This is a genomic window from Pantoea sp. USMM079 (assembly GCF_037153115.1).
GTDB classification, from domain to species: Bacteria; Pseudomonadota; Gammaproteobacteria; order Enterobacterales; family Enterobacteriaceae; genus Pantoea; species Pantoea communis.
In genome coordinates this window covers 158081-173124 of record NZ_JBBCKX010000003.1, presented here as the reverse complement: position 1 = coordinate 173124, position 15044 = coordinate 158081, and the positions used below count along the sequence as shown (strand labels likewise).

Sequence of the window (15044 nt, the reverse complement as noted above, 5' to 3'; positions counted from 1 at the left end):
TTGGCGGCTGGCATAAAATTCTTATTATCCCTTTTTTATTGTGGCGTGACTGTTATCTGACCGTTAACCTGTTTACGCTTTGCATGCATAGATTTGTATCAGGAATGAATAATTATGAGTGATATCCGCATTGCTATCGTTGGTGCGCCAGGCCGCATGGGACGCAATTTAATTCAGGCTGTGCAGCAAGCGGAAGGTGTCGCGTTAGGCGCAGCACTGGCACGTAGCGGTTCTTCACTGCTGGGCGCTGACGCAGGTGAACTGGCTGGTATCGGTAAAACCGGTATTACCGTTACCGATGATTTGCTGAAAGTGGTCAATGATTTTGATGTGCTGATCGACTTTACTCGGCCGGAAGGTACGCTGGAATACCTGGCATTCTGCCGCAAGCATAAAAAGGCGATGGTGATTGGCACCACCGGCTTTGATGAGGCAGGTAAAGAAGCGATTCGCGCCGCTGCCGAAGAAATTGGCATTGTGTTTGCCGCTAACTTTAGTGTTGGTGTGAACCTGGTGCTGAATCTGCTGCAGCAAGCAGCCAAAGTGATGGGTGACTATGCTGATATTGAAATCGTGGAAGCGCACCACCGTCATAAAGTTGATGCACCATCAGGTACAGCGTTAGCGATGGGCGAAGCGATTGCCGATGCGATGAACTGGAAATTGGACGAGCACGCGGTTTACGCACGCGAAGGCCATACCGGCGAGCGTCAAGCACAGACCATCGGCTTTGCTACCGTACGCGCAGGCGATATTGTTGGTGAACATACCGCGATGTTTGCTGATATTGGCGAGCGTGTAGAGATTACCCATAAGGCTTCCAGCCGCATGACCTTTGCTAATGGCGCAGTTAAGGCGGCAAGTTGGTTGAAGAACAAGAAATCTGGCCTCTATGATATGCGGGATGTGCTGGATTTATCGATGTTGTGAGTGTTGTGAACCATCGTGATGTGGTTATTTCAATCGGTAAGATGATGATTGAATAGGGCAATGTGATCATTGCCCTTAATTTTACTTATTAAAATGATGGCTTAATTGTATTTTTGTCTTTTGGTGTCTATTTTTCAATGTTTAGTTCTATCGGGAGGTCAGTAAGATGCGATTTTTGACCATTTGGTCAAAAATTTATGCGCGGTAGCACGTGTTTGCGATTATTGCCGCTTAGCAACCGTTTATTTTCCTCACTTATCTCACTCTTTTATCGCCTTTCTCGCTTTTTAACATTCAACAGCCTTAAAAATACAAAAAAATAGCCACTCAGGGTAGACAAGCTGAAGGTCGATCATTAGAATGCGCGCAATTTGCCAAAATTCGAGCATTCAGGCGGATTTTGCATTGATTCGGGCATGTATTTTGAATTAATATGCAAATATTGTGACTGTTTATTCCCTGGAGGATGTTTTGATTAAGTCAGCGCTCTTGGTTCTGGAAGACGGAACCCAATTCCACGGTCGGGCCATCGGGGCAACGGGGTCGGCAGTGGGGGAAGTCGTTTTCAACACGTCAATGACTGGTTATCAAGAAATCCTCACTGATCCTTCCTATTCCCGCCAAATCGTTACCCTCACTTATCCCCATATCGGCAATGTTGGCGTTAACGCCGCCGATGAAGAATCCAGCCAAATCCATGCTCAAGGCCTCGTTATTCGCGACCTGCCGCTGATCACCAGCAACTTCCGTAGTGAAGAAAGCCTGTCAGCTTACTTGCAGCGCAATAACATTGTCGGCATCGCCGATATCGACACGCGCAAACTGACCCGTTTGCTGCGCGAGAAGGGCGCTCAGAGCGGCTGCATTATCGCGGGTGATAATCCGGATGCGGCACTGGCGCTGCAAAAAGCGCAGGCCTTCCCGGGCTTGAAAGGCATGGACCTGGCGAAAGAAGTGACCACGGCGGAAACTTACGCGTGGCAGCAGGGTAGCTGGACACTGGAAGGGGATTTGCCTGAGCAGAAAACGGCTGCAGAGCTGCCATTCCACGTTGTCGCCTATGACTTCGGCGCTAAGCGCAACATCCTGCGAATGCTGGTGGATCGCGGTTGCCGTTTGACGGTTGTCCCGGCAAAGACCAGCGCAGAAGAGGTGCTGGCACTCAATCCAGACGGCATTTTCCTGTCGAACGGTCCTGGTGACCCGGAGCCTTGCGATTACGCCATCAACGCCATTCAGGCCTTCCTGAAAACTGATATTCCGGTGTTTGGTATTTGCCTCGGCCATCAGCTGCTGGCGCTGGCAAGCGGTGCAAAAACCTTGAAGATGAAACTCGGTCACCACGGCGGCAACCATCCGGTTAAAGATCTCGACAACAATGTGGTGATGATTACTGCGCAGAACCACGGTTTTGCGGTTGATGACAGCCAGCTGCCAGAGAATCTGCGCGTTACGCATGTCTCGCTGTTCGACCAGACGGTGCAGGGTATTCACCGCACAGACAAACCGGCCTTTAGCTTCCAGGGGCACCCTGAAGCGAGCCCAGGCCCGCATGATGCGGCGCCGCTGTTCGATCACTTTATCGAACTGATCGAAGCTTACCGTTCTAACGCGAAGTAATCAGGAGCCCACGATGCCAAAACGTACAGACATAAAATCCATCCTGATCCTTGGCGCTGGCCCGATCGTTATCGGCCAGGCATGTGAATTTGACTACTCCGGTGCGCAGGCGTGTAAAGCGCTGCGTGAAGAGGGTTACCGCGTCATTCTGGTGAACTCCAACCCGGCGACCATCATGACTGACCCGGAAATGGCCGATGCGACTTACATCGAGCCGATTCACTGGGAAGTGGTGCGCAAGATCATCGAAAAAGAGCGTCCGGATGCGGTGCTGCCGACCATGGGTGGCCAGACTGCACTGAACTGCGCGCTGGAACTCGAACGTCAGGGGGTATTGGCAGAGTTCGGTGTCACCATGATTGGTGCGACCGCAGACGCTATCGATAAAGCCGAAGACCGCCGCCGCTTTGATGTGGCGATGAAAAGTATCGGTCTGGGTACTGCTCGCTCTGGTATCGCGCATACCATGGAAGAAGCACTGGCCGTGGCCGAAGATGTAGGCTTCCCGTGCATCATTCGTCCTTCCTTTACCATGGGCGGCACCGGTGGCGGTATCGCTTACAATCGCGAAGAGTTCGAAGAGATTTGCGAGCGTGGCCTGGATCTTTCCCCTACCAATGAGCTGCTGATTGATGAGTCGCTGATTGGCTGGAAAGAGTACGAGATGGAAGTGGTGCGTGATAAAAACGACAACTGCATCATCGTCTGCTCGATCGAAAACTTCGATGCGATGGGTATCCACACCGGTGACTCTATCACCGTTGCGCCAGCTCAGACCCTGACCGATAAAGAATACCAAATCATGCGTAACGCCTCGCTGGCGGTACTGCGTGAAATCGGCGTGGAAACCGGCGGTTCTAACGTGCAGTTCTCGGTTAACCCAAAAGACGGCCGTATTGTGGTTATCGAAATGAACCCGCGCGTGTCGCGCTCCTCGGCGCTGGCTTCCAAAGCGACCGGTTTCCCGATTGCAAAAGTCGCCGCGAAACTGGCGGTGGGCTTCACTCTCGATGAGCTAATGAATGACATCACCGGCGGTCGTACGCCGGCGTCGTTTGAGCCTTCAATCGACTACGTTGTGACCAAGATTCCTCGCTTCAACTTCGAGAAGTTCGCTGGTGCCAATGACCGCCTGACCACGCAGATGAAATCTGTGGGTGAAGTGATGGCGATTGGCCGCACCTTCCAGGAATCAATGCAGAAAGCGCTGCGCGGTCTGGAAGTGGGGGCAAACGGCTTCGACCCGAAAGTGGATCTGGATGATGCCGAAGCCCTGACCCGCATCCGCCGTGAGCTGAAAGATGCCGGTTCTGACCGTATCTGGTACATCGCGGATGCGTTCCGTGCCGGTATGTCGGTGGATGGCGTGTTCAACCTGACTAACATTGACCGCTGGTTCCTGGTGCAAATCGAAGAGCTGGTACGTCTGGAAGAGCAGGTTGCGCGTGAAGGTGTCAACTCACTGAATGCTGATTTCCTGCGTGCACTGAAGCGCAAAGGCTTTGCTGACGTGCGTCTGGCAAACCTGGCGGGCGTGGCAGAGAGCGAAATTCGCAAACTGCGTCAGCAGTTCAACCTGCACCCAGTCTACAAACGCGTAGACACCTGTGCGGCAGAATTCTCCACCGATACCGCTTATATGTACTCCACTTATGAAGAAGAGTGCGAGGCCAATCCAAACCAGGATCGTGACAAAATCATGATTTTGGGCGGCGGTCCAAACCGTATCGGTCAGGGTATCGAGTTCGATTACTGCTGCGTACATGCGGCACTGGCGCTGCGCGACGACGGTTACGAAACCATTATGGTGAACTGTAACCCGGAAACCGTATCGACTGACTACGACACCTCCGACCGTTTGTACTTCGAACCGGTGACGCTGGAAGACGTGCTGGAAATCGTGCGCATCGAGAAGCCTAAAGGCGTCATCGTGCAGTACGGCGGCCAGACCCCGCTGAAGCTGGCTCGTGCGCTGGAAGCAGCAGGTGTGCCCGTGATAGGCACTAGCCCAGATGCGATTGACCGTGCTGAAGACCGTGAACGTTTCCAGCAGGCGGTTGATCGCCTGAGCCTGAAGCAACCGGCTAACGCCACCGTGGCTACGCTGGAGCAAGCTGTTGAGAAAGCGGCAGGTATCGGTTATCCGTTGGTGGTACGTCCTTCCTATGTGCTGGGCGGTCGTGCGATGGAAATCGTTTATGATGAAATCGACCTGAAGCGTTACTTCCAGACCGCGGTTTCGGTTTCCAATGATGCACCGGTTCTGCTGGACCGCTTCCTGGATGATGCAGTGGAAGTCGACGTGGATGCGATTTGCGACGGTGAACGTGTGCTGATTGGCGGCATCATGGAGCACATCGAACAAGCCGGCGTTCACTCAGGTGACTCCGCTTGTTCACTGCCGGCTTATACGCTGAGCACTGAAATCCAGAACGTGATGCGTCAACAGGTCGAGAAACTGGCTTTCGAGCTGAACGTACGCGGTTTGATGAACGTGCAGTTTGCAGTGAAGGACAACGAGGTTTACCTGATTGAGGTGAACCCACGTGCGGCGCGTACCGTGCCATTCGTGTCTAAAGCGACCGGCGTACCTTTAGCGAAAGTGGCTGCGCGCGTGATGGCAGGTAAAACCCTGGCTGAGCAGGGCGTCACGAAAGAAATCATTCCACCGTATTATTCGGTGAAAGAAGTGGTGCTACCGTTCAACAAGTTCCCGGGTGTTGACCCGATTCTTGGTCCAGAGATGCGTTCTACCGGCGAAGTGATGGGTGTCGGCCGTACCTTTGCGGAAGCGTTCGCCAAAGCGATGCTAGGTGCGCAGAGCAACATGAAGAAAACCGGTCGTGCGTTACTGTCTGTGCGCGAAGGCGATAAGAAACGTATCGTTGACCTGGCGGCGAAGCTGCAGAAGTTTGGCTTCGAGTTGGACGCCACACACGGCACCGCTGTGGTGCTGGGTGAGGCCGGTATCAACCCACGTCTGGTTAACAAGGTGCATGAAGGTCGTCCACACATTCAGGACCGTCTGAAGAATGGCGAATACACCTACATCGTCAATACCACCGCAGGTCGTCAGGCGATTGAAGATTCCAAACTGATTCGCCGCAGTGCACTGCAATATAAAGTGCATTATGACACCACGCTGAATGGTGGATTTGCTACCGCGATGGCGTTAAATGCAGATCCGACAGAGAAAGTGATTTCAGTGCAGGAAATGCATGCGCAAATCAAAGGTTAATCAATAAGTTGACCGACTGAAAACGGCTCCTTTGGGAGCCGTTTTTTTTCGCCTGTTTATCATTGGTTGAATAAGGTTATGTGTGAAAAATATATTGATTTGACATAGTTTTTATCAGTTGATGCGATAACGGTTACACCTCGGATTATCCGCACAAAATTATAAATACGATCCCGGTAAGCGCACCGTACTATCTTGAGCGCTCATCAATAGAGCGCTCACCTTAACTGGGATATAAAAAATGAAAATGCGTGCTTTCACCCTCAGCGCAGTGGCTGCGTTATTAGTTGCTGCGCCTCTCGCCAGCCAGGCGGAAATTACCCTGCTGAAGCAGGATCCACAGGCAGGCGATCCACTTAGCCGTCTTGATTTCAAAGTCGGCGGCAGTATTCGTCCTCAGTTCCAGCATCAGGCTGGTGTGAGTGACCAATCGTACAAACGTAACGGCTACGATGGCGGTTCACGTTTCCGTTTCTCCGCTGATTACTATCTGTTTGATGACATCAGCTGGGTCAGCTACTACGAGCTGGGCGTGAACTTCCCGGCCTGGTGGGGTTGGGATAACCACTATGCCGATGGCCAGAACAACACTACGCGTCGTCAGCTTTACACCGGTCTGAAAAGCAAAACCTGGGGTCAGCTGACCTTTGGCCAGCAGAACAGCGTTTATTATGATGTGGTCGGCGCGAAGACCGATATCTGGGACTACGATATGCTGGCCCAGGCACCGGGTAACGGTATCAACGGTGATTACGACGGTTCATACCGTTCACGTAAGATGCTGAAGTATAAAAATACCTTCGGCGACGTTGATGTTTACGCTTCATACCTGTTTGAAGATAACAACTACCTGCCGGGCAACGGCCTGCGTTACAAGCGTAAAGGTGGCGGCTCATTGGGTGTGAACTATCACATCACCAAAGATCTGGCATGGGGTACCGCGTGGAACTACACCCGTGCGGATATTCATAACCCAGGCACCGGTGAAAGCAAAGACTACGACCAGAACATCTACGGTACCGCGCTGAGCTGGACCCCGGATAACTGGACGCTGTCTGCAGGTGCAGGCTGGTATCAAAACTTCTCACCGACCAAGAAGAACACGGTTAACAACTACTTCGCCGATGATGCGTGGGGCGTGGAATACTTCGCGGGCTACAAATTCGCTATCGATCAGTACGCGGTCAAGTCTATCCAGCCTTACTTCATGGGCGACCGTCTGGAGTTCGTCAATGGACGTAACTACAAACGTATCGACAATGGCGTCGGTATCAGCACTAAACTGGATTACGGCTTCCAGGTGGACTACGAATACGTGATCACCTCAAGCACCGACAAATCACTGGGTAACATGAACCTGGTGCGTCTGCGCTACGATTTCTAATCGAAGTATCAACGGCTCCTGCGGGAGCCGTTTTTCTTTGTAGCAGACAGTGCGGTTTTCTTTACACTCCATCACGTCAAAGCCTCATTTCACCCTGAGTTGTAGCGTTCCGCTGGACTAATCTGGCGTCTATTTCCATGTATGGTGAGAAAGTCGGTGTAAAACTCTGTCCAATAACAAAAATGCGGTCGCATAGGAGCTTTACGCAAATAGCGGGGGCGGCCTATCGACGAAACTTTCGCCTTTACGTATGATGGCGCCAATTTTTTCCTGTAGGTCTTTTAACATGATTAGTCTGATCGCAGCACTGGCAGCCGATCGCATTATTGGTATGGAAAATGCCATGCCATGGAACCTGCCCGCTGATTTGGCGTGGTTTAAACGTAATACGCTGAATAAGCCGGTGATTATGGGGCGTCTGACCTTTGAATCAATCGGCCGCCCTCTACCGGGACGTTTGAATATCGTGGTGAGCAGCCAGCCGGGCACCCATGAAGGCGTGACCTGGGTGACTTCGCTGGACGAAGCAGTGAAAGCGGCGGGAGACGTGGAAGAGGTCATGGTGATCGGTGGCGGTCGCATTTACGAACAGATGCTGGCGCGCGCCGATCGTTTGTATCTCACACACATTGATGCCGAAGTCGAAGGTGACACCCAATTCCCGGATTACGAGCCGGATGAGTGGCAATCGACCTTTAGCGAGTTTCATGACGCCGATGCGCAAAACTCGCACAGCTACTGCTTTGAGATTTTAGATCGCCGTTGATGTTTATCCCGGCACCCATCAATGTGCCCCTGAGAAAATCGTCTCATTTCGTCGTGGTGTTGCCCTACAGGGCGACCGGGAAATCTCAGAACCACCCTTTATAGCGATCAACAAAAAGCCCCGCTCACGTTGCGGGGCTTTTTGTTTATGACATGTCGCTCAATGGGGGATGTACGCTGGCGGCACTCTCTGCCATCGCCTTTTCACGGTTAGAAGCCTGCACATAATAGCGTTGCGATTCCCAATGCAGCAGCGTCAGCGTGCCGCCCCAGCAGCAACCGGTATCCAGGCCGATAATGTGCTCAGGCGTCCCTTTGCCTTCCAGTGAAGCCCAGTGACCAAACACCTGCGTGTAGTCACTGCCGATCTTGCCGGGAACCAGGAACCAGGGTTTCAGAGGCGGTGGAGCAGAGTTGGGGGCTTCTTTGCAGATCATATCTAACTGACCGTTGGGGAAGCAGAAGCGCATACGCGTCAGGGCATTGGTACTGAAGCGCAGACGCGCCAAGCCGCTCAATTCAGGCGTCCAGTTGTTCGGCATGTCGCCGTACATCGCATCCAGGAACAGCGGGTAGGTGTCGCTGGCCAGCACGGCTTCAACTTCACGCGCACAGAGTTTTGCCGTGTCGAGATCCCACTGCGGCGTGATACCCGCGTGAGCCATCAACAGCTTTTTCTCTTCATCCACTTGTAGCAGCGGCTGGCGACGTAACCAGTTGATCAGCTCATCCGCGTCCTGCGCCTCTAACAATGGCGTCAGACGATCCTTAGGTTTGTTACGACTGATACCCGCATAAACCGCCAGCAGATGGAGGTCGTGATTGCCGAGCACCAGCCGCACGCAATCCCCCAGCGATTTCACGTAACGCAGCACATCCAGCGAACCCGGGCCACGCGCCACTAAGTCGCCGGTTAGCCAAAGCTCGTCTTGCTGCGGATCGAAATCAACCTGCGCCAGCAGCGCACGTAGCTCGTCATAACAGCCGTGAATATCGCCAATCAGGTATGTACTCATTACGTCAGTCCGATCAAAACGCGCCGCCCGGACTGGCCGGGCGGAGGGGGATTAATGTATGTGGGTTTGCACGGCGAGTCGGAACACCGGAATGTCGACGTGAAATTCTTCACCTTCATCGTCGATCATCACATAATGACCTTGCATGGTGCCCATAGGGGTTTCCAGAATCGCACCGCTGGTGTACTGATACTCACCGCCAGCGGCAATGTGCGGTTGCTCGCCAACCACACCTTCCCCCTGAACTTCAGTCTCACGACCGTTGCCATTGGTGATAAGCCAGTAGCGACTATGCAGTTGAACGCTATTTCGTCCCAGATTACGTATGGTGATGGTGTAGGCAAACACGTAACGATCCTCGTCGGGCAAGGATTGTGATTCCACATATTGACTCAATACATGAATACAGACGCGGGCCAGTTCACTCATACACTTATTTCTCCGGGGTTTCAGCCTGATGATTGCCCAGCCAGTTCGCCAATTGGCAATACTGCGCCACGGTGACATTCTCAGCACGCAGCGAGGCATCAATGTTCAGTTCATCCAACGCACCCGCAGTAAACATATGTGCAAGGCTGTTACGCAGGGTTTTACGGCGTTGACCAAAGGCTTCAGTGGTGATGCGGCTCAGCAGGCGAATATCGCTCACCGGATAAGGTGGCTCTGGGTAAGGCATCAAACGCACCACGGCGGAATCAACTTTTGGCGCAGGCGTGAAGGATTCGGGTGGAACTTCCAGCACCGGAATCACCTGGCAATAGTACTGTGCCATCACGCTAAGACGGCCATAGGCTTTGCTGCCTGGCCCGGCAACCAGACGGTTGACCACTTCTTTTTGCAGCATAAAGTGCATGTCTTTAATCGAACCAGTATAGCTGAAAAGGTGGAACATCAGCGGGGTCGAAATATTGTACGGCAGGTTGCCAAAGACGCGCAGTGGCTGACCTTTCTCTTGCGCCAGCGCCGAGAAATCGAAGGTCATGGCATCTTGCTGGTAAATGGTCAGCTTAGGTCCGAGGAACGGATGGGTCTGCAAACGTGCAGCCAGATCGCGGTCCAGCTCTACAACGGTCAGTTCATCGAGGCGTTCGCCCACCGGTTCAGTTAAGGCACCCAGGCCGGGACCAATCTCCACAATCGCTTCTCCCTTCTGCGGGTGAATAGCGGAGACAATGCTGTCGATAATGTACTGATCGTTCAGGAAGTTCTGCCCGAAACGTTTACGGGCAAAATGCCCCAGATGGACGCGATTATTCATTACTGCTCTTGATCATAGTGATGGCGAGATTAAGCGCCGTGATAAAGCTGCCCGGTTCCGCCTTGCCCTGGCCGGCTAATTCCAGCGCGGTACCATGGTCGACAGAAGTCCGGATAAAGGGCAGGCCAAGGGTGATATTCACCGCGCGACCAAACCCCTGAAATTTTAGCACCGGTAAGCCCTGATCGTGATACATCGCCAGGACCGCATCGGCATGCTGTAGGTACTTCGGCTGGAACAGCGTATCAGCCGGTAATGGGCCGGTAAGCTGTATACCTTGCTGACGCAGTTCGTCGAGCGCCGGAATGATAGTATCAATTTCTTCACGGCCCATATGGCCGCTTTCGCCCGCGTGCGGATTCAGGCCGCAGACAAAGATATGCGGATGGGGTAAACCGAACTTCTGCTGTAAATCCTGATGCAGAATCGTAATCACCTCATGCAGGCTGTCGCGAGTAATCGCATCAGCGACATCTTTTAACGGCAAATGCGTAGTGGCGAGCGCGACGCGTAACTCTTCGGTGGCCAGCATCATCACCACGCGATCGCCACCGGCACGCTCGGCGAAGAATTCGGTATGACCGGTAAACGGAATGCCGGCGTCATTGATGACGCCTTTGTGCACGGGTCCGGTAATCAACGCAGCAAATTCACCGTTTAGGCAACCGTCGCAGGCACGCGCCAGCGTTTCCAATACGTAATGCCCATTCGCTACGGTTAATTCACCAGGCGTGACCGGCTGCGCGGTATCAACCTGCAGCAGCGTTAACGTACCGGCCTGCTGTGCTTGTGCCGCAACACCCGGTTGGTAATCGCGCAGCGTAAGCGGTAAGCCCAGTTGCTGGGCTCGCTGACGCAGCACATGGCCATCGGCACAGACCACCAGTTCAACTGGCCAGTCGAGCTGAGCCAGTTGAACGGTGAGATCAGGACCAATCCCGGCGGGTTCGCCGGGGGTGATCACGACACGATAATTACTGACCATTGTTGTCCAGAATCTTCACGTAAGCACTGGCGCGTTGTTCCTGCATCCAGGTTTGTGCTTCTTCGGCAAATTTACGGTTAAACAGCAGACGATAAGCACGCTCTTTCTGCGCCGCATCGGTTTTATCAACCTGACGGGTATCCAGTAACTGAATCAGATGCCAGCCGAAGGATGAGTGTACCGGCTCACTGACCTGGCCTTTTTGCAGCTTCAACAGTGCATCACGGAAGGCCGGATCGTAGATTTCCGGGGTTGCCCAGCCGAGATCACCGCCCTGATTGGCTGAACCCGGATCGTCAGAGAACTGTTTTGCAGCGGCGGCAAAGGTGGTTTTACCACTCTTGATATCTGCAGCAATCTGCTCGATCTTCGCTTGCGCCTGCGCGTCAGTGAGAATCGGAGAAGGCTTCAGCAGAATGTGACGCGCATGCACTTCGGTGACAGAGATGTTTTTGCTCTCACCGCGCAGATCGTTCACTTTCAGAATGTGGAAGCCGACGCCAGAACGGATGGGGCCGACGATGTCGCCTTTCTTCGCGGTGCTTAACGCTTGCGAGAACAGGGTCGGCAACTCTTCAATTTTCGCCCAACCCATGTTGCCGCCTTTCAGCGCTTGCGGATCGGCAGAGTAAGTCACTGCCATTTTGCCGAAATCGGCACCGCTTTTCAGTTGACCGACCAATTGACGCGCCAGCGCTTCCTGATCGTCAACCTGCTGCTGCGTAGGGTTTTCTGACAGTGGCAGCAAGATCTGGCTCACGTTCAGTTCAGTGCCCTGAGTATTCTGTGAACCAATCTGCGTTGCCAGCGTATCGACTTCCTGCGGCAGGATCGTCACACGGCGGCGCACTTCGTTATTACGCACTTCAGAGATCAGCATTTCCTGACGGATCTGCGCACGGTAGGCGTTGTAGTTCATTCCGTCATAGGCCAGGCGGCTGCGCAACTGATCCATGCTCATCTTATTTTGTGCGGCAATATTCTGGATTGCCTGATCCAACTGCTGATCGCTGACCTGCAGGCCGGCTTTCTCGCCCATCTGAAGAATGATGGCATCCATGACCTGACGCTCAAGGATCTGATGACGCAAGGTTTTGTCATCAGGCAACTGTTGATGAGCCTGCTGCGCCTGTGATTTCACGGTGCGCATCATGTTATCAACGTCACTTTCCAGTACCACGCCGTTATTCACGACGGCAGCAACTTTATCAACCTCTTGTGGGGCTGCGAACGCAGTGTTAGCGGTGATCGCTACACCAAGAATCAGCATTCTCCAGTTCTTCATACTTTATCCATTGTTGTTTCCGCACTGCGGGATAGCCTGTCAAACATCACAACATCAGAAAGCGCGCTGGTAAGGGATGATGCCCTGACGCAGCATTTCATTGGTGCCTAAGCCATAGTTAGAACTCAGACCACGTAGCTCAATGTTGAATGAGATTTGGTTGTCGTACTTACTGTCGTTGTTTTCCCAACCGTTGATCTTGCGCTCGTAACCCAGACGAATGGCGTAGCAGCACGAGCTGTACTGCAGGCCAACTAACTGCTCAGCAGGGCGACTGTTGCGGGTATCGTAGTAATATCCGCCCACCAGTGACCAGGCATCGGCAATTGGCCAACTCGCGGTTGCGCCAACTTGTGAAATCCCGTTTTTGTAGATCGGGTTCGTCAGCAAGCTGGAGTTGTTCAACGCCTGCGCCACGTATTCCGGGCTGCTGTAGCGATAGCTCAACTGCACCATACGATCGGCATCCTGACGGTATTCCAGGATGGCGTTGCCTTGTGCAACGTTATCGAGACGGGTGTCATACTGCAGCCCGCCGCGTGCGCCCCAGCGATCGCTGATTTTCCAGTAGGTGTCACCCGCCCACACCAGGCTGCCGGTATCATCTTCATCACTCGTCTGGTTTACGCCGGTACGAGACGGGGTAAACGAGTAGATTTGACCCACAGAAACGTTAAAACGTTCAACCAGATCGTTATCATAAATTCGTGTGGTCACACCGGTTGAGACTTCGTTAGCCGACGCGATACGATCCAGGCCGCTATAGGTACGATCGCGGAACAGACCGGTATAGTCGGTTTGCAGCAGGGTAGAGTCGTACGGATAGATGCTGCTCTGGTTGCGATACGGGATATAGAGGTACTGCACACGCGGTTCCAGCGTTTGCGTGTAGCCAGGTTCCCAATCCATATCACGGTCAAACACCAGGCGACCATCCACTTTGAACTGCGGCAAGGTACGATTAACGGAGTTTTTCAGCTGACCGCTAGCACTATTTTCATCCACAGTGCTGTTGTAATTGTCGATACCATCCTGCTGATAGTGGGTAGCGAGGAATTTTGCTTCGGTATCGAGACTGGCCCAGCCATTGGATAGTGGCAGATTCAACGTCGGTTCGATATGAAGGCGCGTGGCTTCAGGCATTTCGCTGTTTACGTTGGTAAATTTAACCGCCTGAGCAAAAATACGACCGTCAAAAGGACCAATGTCATTCTGATAGAAATTTAGGTCAAGCTGAGGCATCGCACGATAAATATTACGCGTGCTGGTACTGCCAAACACCTGGAAATCTTTGGTCGACAACGTGGCGTCCCAGTTGGTGTCCGCGTAGCCAAAGCTGAATTTCTGCGTCGCATAACCGTCAGTAGAGTTGTAATACTTCGAGTCGAGATCGTTGAAGTAATACGGGTCACTTACCTTGGTGTAATTGGCATTGAAGCGCCAGTGCTGCTCATAGACACCAGCATGCTGCCAGTAGAACAGCCAGCGATCTGAGTTATCATTTTCGGCGATGCCACGCACCGCTTTGTCGTTGTCGTACTGCTTATCGGACGGCAGATAATCCAGTTCCATCAAACCGGCACCAAACACGGTCAGATAGCGGAATTCGTTCTGCAATTGCAGACCACGTTTGCTCATGTAATGCGGCGTAATGGTGGCATCGGCCTGTGGCGCGATGTTCCAGTAATACGGCAGCATAAATTCGAAGCCGTTGTTACTACCGTACTTCGCATTCGGGATCAGGAAACCGGAGCGACGGCGATCGCCAATCGGTAACTGCAAATATGGGCTGTAAAACACCGGCACATTGCCGAGTTTAAAGCGGGCGTTCCAAATCTCCGCCACTTCTTCCTGACGGTCCTGGATCACTTCAGAACCGACCACGCTCCAGCTATTAGAGCCGGGCAGGCAAGAGGTGAAGCTGCCGTTTTCCAGAATGGTATAACGGTTGTCGCCACGTAGTTTCATCTGGTCGGCAACACCACGGCCCTGACGGCCCACCATCTGGTAATCACCGTTCCACACGTTGGTGTCTTTGGTGTTCAGATTGGACCACGCTTTCGGACCTTTCAGGATGACCTGGTTGTCGTCATAGTGCACATTACCCAGCGCATCCACGGTACGCACTGGCGTGGTCTGTCCATCCTGCTGACGCTGATGCAGTTGCATCTCATCGGCACGTAAGCGGCTGTTGCCCTGCTGCACATCAACATTGCCCGTGAATACCGCGTCATTCGGGTAGTTACCCTTGGCCGAGTCAGAGTTGATGGTGACAGGCAGGGAATTGGTGTCGCCGCTGACCAGCGGACGGTTGTAGCTCGGCACGCCCAGCATACATTGCGACATAAGATCGTCGGCGAATGACTGCTGACTGTAGAGCGCTGCACCAATCATGGTTGCCAGCAGGGTAGGTATCTGTTTTTTCATACGCGGTTCGGGATTTCCATGAGAACGGGCATCATGCCGACAATCGGCTCAGAGACTAACTTACTGCCCGGCGTTGTGCCAGTGTTAATCCTTGTCTGATCGCGTTGCTGTTAGGCACTGAAGTAAATGAAAGGTA

General features: G+C 53.1%; 11 protein-coding genes. 5 read left to right on the top strand and 6 right to left on the bottom strand.

Translation table 11 applies throughout. From position 1 onward, the window contains the following. Positions 1 to 114: 114 nt before the first annotated feature. The 5 genes from dapB to folA all read left to right on the top strand — a co-directional run bounded on the left by dapB (position 115) and on the right by folA (position 7938). Positions 115 to 930, top strand: a complete 816-nt coding sequence (dapB, locus tag WFP70_RS07365) for a 4-hydroxy-tetrahydrodipicolinate reductase (RefSeq protein ID WP_160833563.1) — start codon at positions 115 to 117, stop codon at positions 928 to 930. 471 nt (positions 931 to 1401) lie between these two features. After that, positions 1402 to 2550: a glutamine-hydrolyzing carbamoyl-phosphate synthase small subunit gene (carA, locus tag WFP70_RS07360; RefSeq protein ID WP_337023097.1), complete on the top strand. Its 1149-nt coding sequence runs from the start codon at positions 1402 to 1404 to the stop codon at positions 2548 to 2550. Positions 2551 to 2563: 13 nt separating this feature from the next. Beyond that, positions 2564 to 5788 (top strand): carbamoyl-phosphate synthase large subunit, encoded by a 3225-nt coding sequence (gene carB / locus WFP70_RS07355; RefSeq protein ID WP_337023096.1) that lies wholly within the window; start codon positions 2564 to 2566, stop codon positions 5786 to 5788. 241 nt (positions 5789 to 6029) lie between these two features. Beyond that, the gene (locus WFP70_RS07350) at positions 6030 to 7172 is read left to right on the top strand and encodes a porin (RefSeq protein ID WP_224932460.1); all 1143 of its coding nucleotides are present in this window, start codon (positions 6030 to 6032) and stop codon (positions 7170 to 7172) included. A 286-nt stretch (positions 7173 to 7458) separates the two neighbouring features. Further along, entirely contained in the window at positions 7459 to 7938 is a 480-nt protein-coding gene (gene folA / locus WFP70_RS07345; RefSeq protein ID WP_034826087.1) for a type 3 dihydrofolate reductase, read from the top strand. 145 nt (positions 7939 to 8083) lie between these two features. On the opposite strand, the gene apaH is transcribed toward folA, so the two are convergent. Genes apaH through lptD form a run of 6 tightly spaced genes read right to left on the bottom strand, consistent with a single transcriptional unit; the run spans position 8084 to position 14908 of the window. Further along, positions 8084 to 8953: a bis(5'-nucleosyl)-tetraphosphatase (symmetrical) ApaH gene (gene apaH, locus WFP70_RS07340; RefSeq protein ID WP_337023095.1), complete on the bottom strand. Its 870-nt coding sequence runs from the start codon at positions 8951 to 8953 to the stop codon at positions 8084 to 8086. 51 nt (positions 8954 to 9004) lie between these two features. Next, positions 9005 to 9382 carry a Co2+/Mg2+ efflux protein ApaG gene (apaG, locus tag WFP70_RS07335; RefSeq protein ID WP_034826077.1) on the bottom strand — a complete coding sequence of 126 codons (378 nt, stop codon included), beginning with the start codon at positions 9380 to 9382 and terminating at the stop codon, positions 9005 to 9007. A gap of 4 nt (positions 9383 to 9386) precedes the next feature. Continuing rightward, positions 9387 to 10211 carry a 16S rRNA (adenine(1518)-N(6)/adenine(1519)-N(6))-dimethyltransferase RsmA gene (gene rsmA / locus WFP70_RS07330; RefSeq protein WP_337023094.1) on the bottom strand — a complete coding sequence of 275 codons (825 nt, stop codon included), beginning with the start codon at positions 10209 to 10211 and terminating at the stop codon, positions 9387 to 9389. After that, positions 10204 to 11196 carry a 4-hydroxythreonine-4-phosphate dehydrogenase PdxA gene (pdxA, locus tag WFP70_RS07325; RefSeq protein ID WP_182057106.1) on the bottom strand — a complete coding sequence of 331 codons (993 nt, stop codon included), beginning with the start codon at positions 11194 to 11196 and terminating at the stop codon, positions 10204 to 10206. Before pdxA ends, rsmA begins: the two co-directional genes overlap by 8 nt. After that, entirely contained in the window at positions 11186 to 12481 is a 1296-nt protein-coding gene (surA, locus tag WFP70_RS07320; RefSeq protein WP_200574524.1) for a peptidylprolyl isomerase SurA, read from the bottom strand. Before surA ends, pdxA begins: the two co-directional genes overlap by 11 nt. A 54-nt stretch (positions 12482 to 12535) precedes the next feature. Continuing rightward, positions 12536 to 14908, bottom strand: coding sequence for an LPS assembly protein LptD (gene lptD, locus WFP70_RS07315; protein WP_160833560.1), 2373 nt, complete (start codon positions 14906 to 14908; stop codon positions 12536 to 12538). Positions 14909 to 15044 lie beyond the last annotated feature (136 nt).

Bases quoted from the DNA above. Each gene is read 5' to 3' on its own strand.
- carB (WP_337023096.1), top strand. From the start codon at position 2,564: ATGCCAAAACGTACAGACATAAAATCCATCCTGATCCTTGGCGCTGGC.
- surA (WP_200574524.1), bottom strand. From the start codon at position 12,481: ATGAAGAACTGGAGAATGCTGATTCTTGGTGTAGCGATCACCGCTAAC.
- apaG (WP_034826077.1), bottom strand. From the start codon at position 9,382: ATGAGTGAACTGGCCCGCGTCTGTATTCATGTATTGAGTCAATATGTG.
- folA (WP_034826087.1), top strand. From the start codon at position 7,459: ATGATTAGTCTGATCGCAGCACTGGCAGCCGATCGCATTATTGGTATG.
- WFP70_RS07350 (WP_224932460.1), top strand. From the start codon at position 6,030: ATGAAAATGCGTGCTTTCACCCTCAGCGCAGTGGCTGCGTTATTAGTT.
- pdxA (WP_182057106.1), bottom strand. From the start codon at position 11,196: ATGGTCAGTAATTATCGTGTCGTGATCACCCCCGGCGAACCCGCCGGG.
- apaH (WP_337023095.1), bottom strand. From the start codon at position 8,953: ATGAGTACATACCTGATTGGCGATATTCACGGCTGTTATGACGAGCTA.
- lptD (WP_160833560.1), bottom strand. From the start codon at position 14,908: ATGAAAAAACAGATACCTACCCTGCTGGCAACCATGATTGGTGCAGCG.
- rsmA (WP_337023094.1), bottom strand. From the start codon at position 10,211: ATGAATAATCGCGTCCATCTGGGGCATTTTGCCCGTAAACGTTTCGGG.
- dapB (WP_160833563.1), top strand. From the start codon at position 115: ATGAGTGATATCCGCATTGCTATCGTTGGTGCGCCAGGCCGCATGGGA.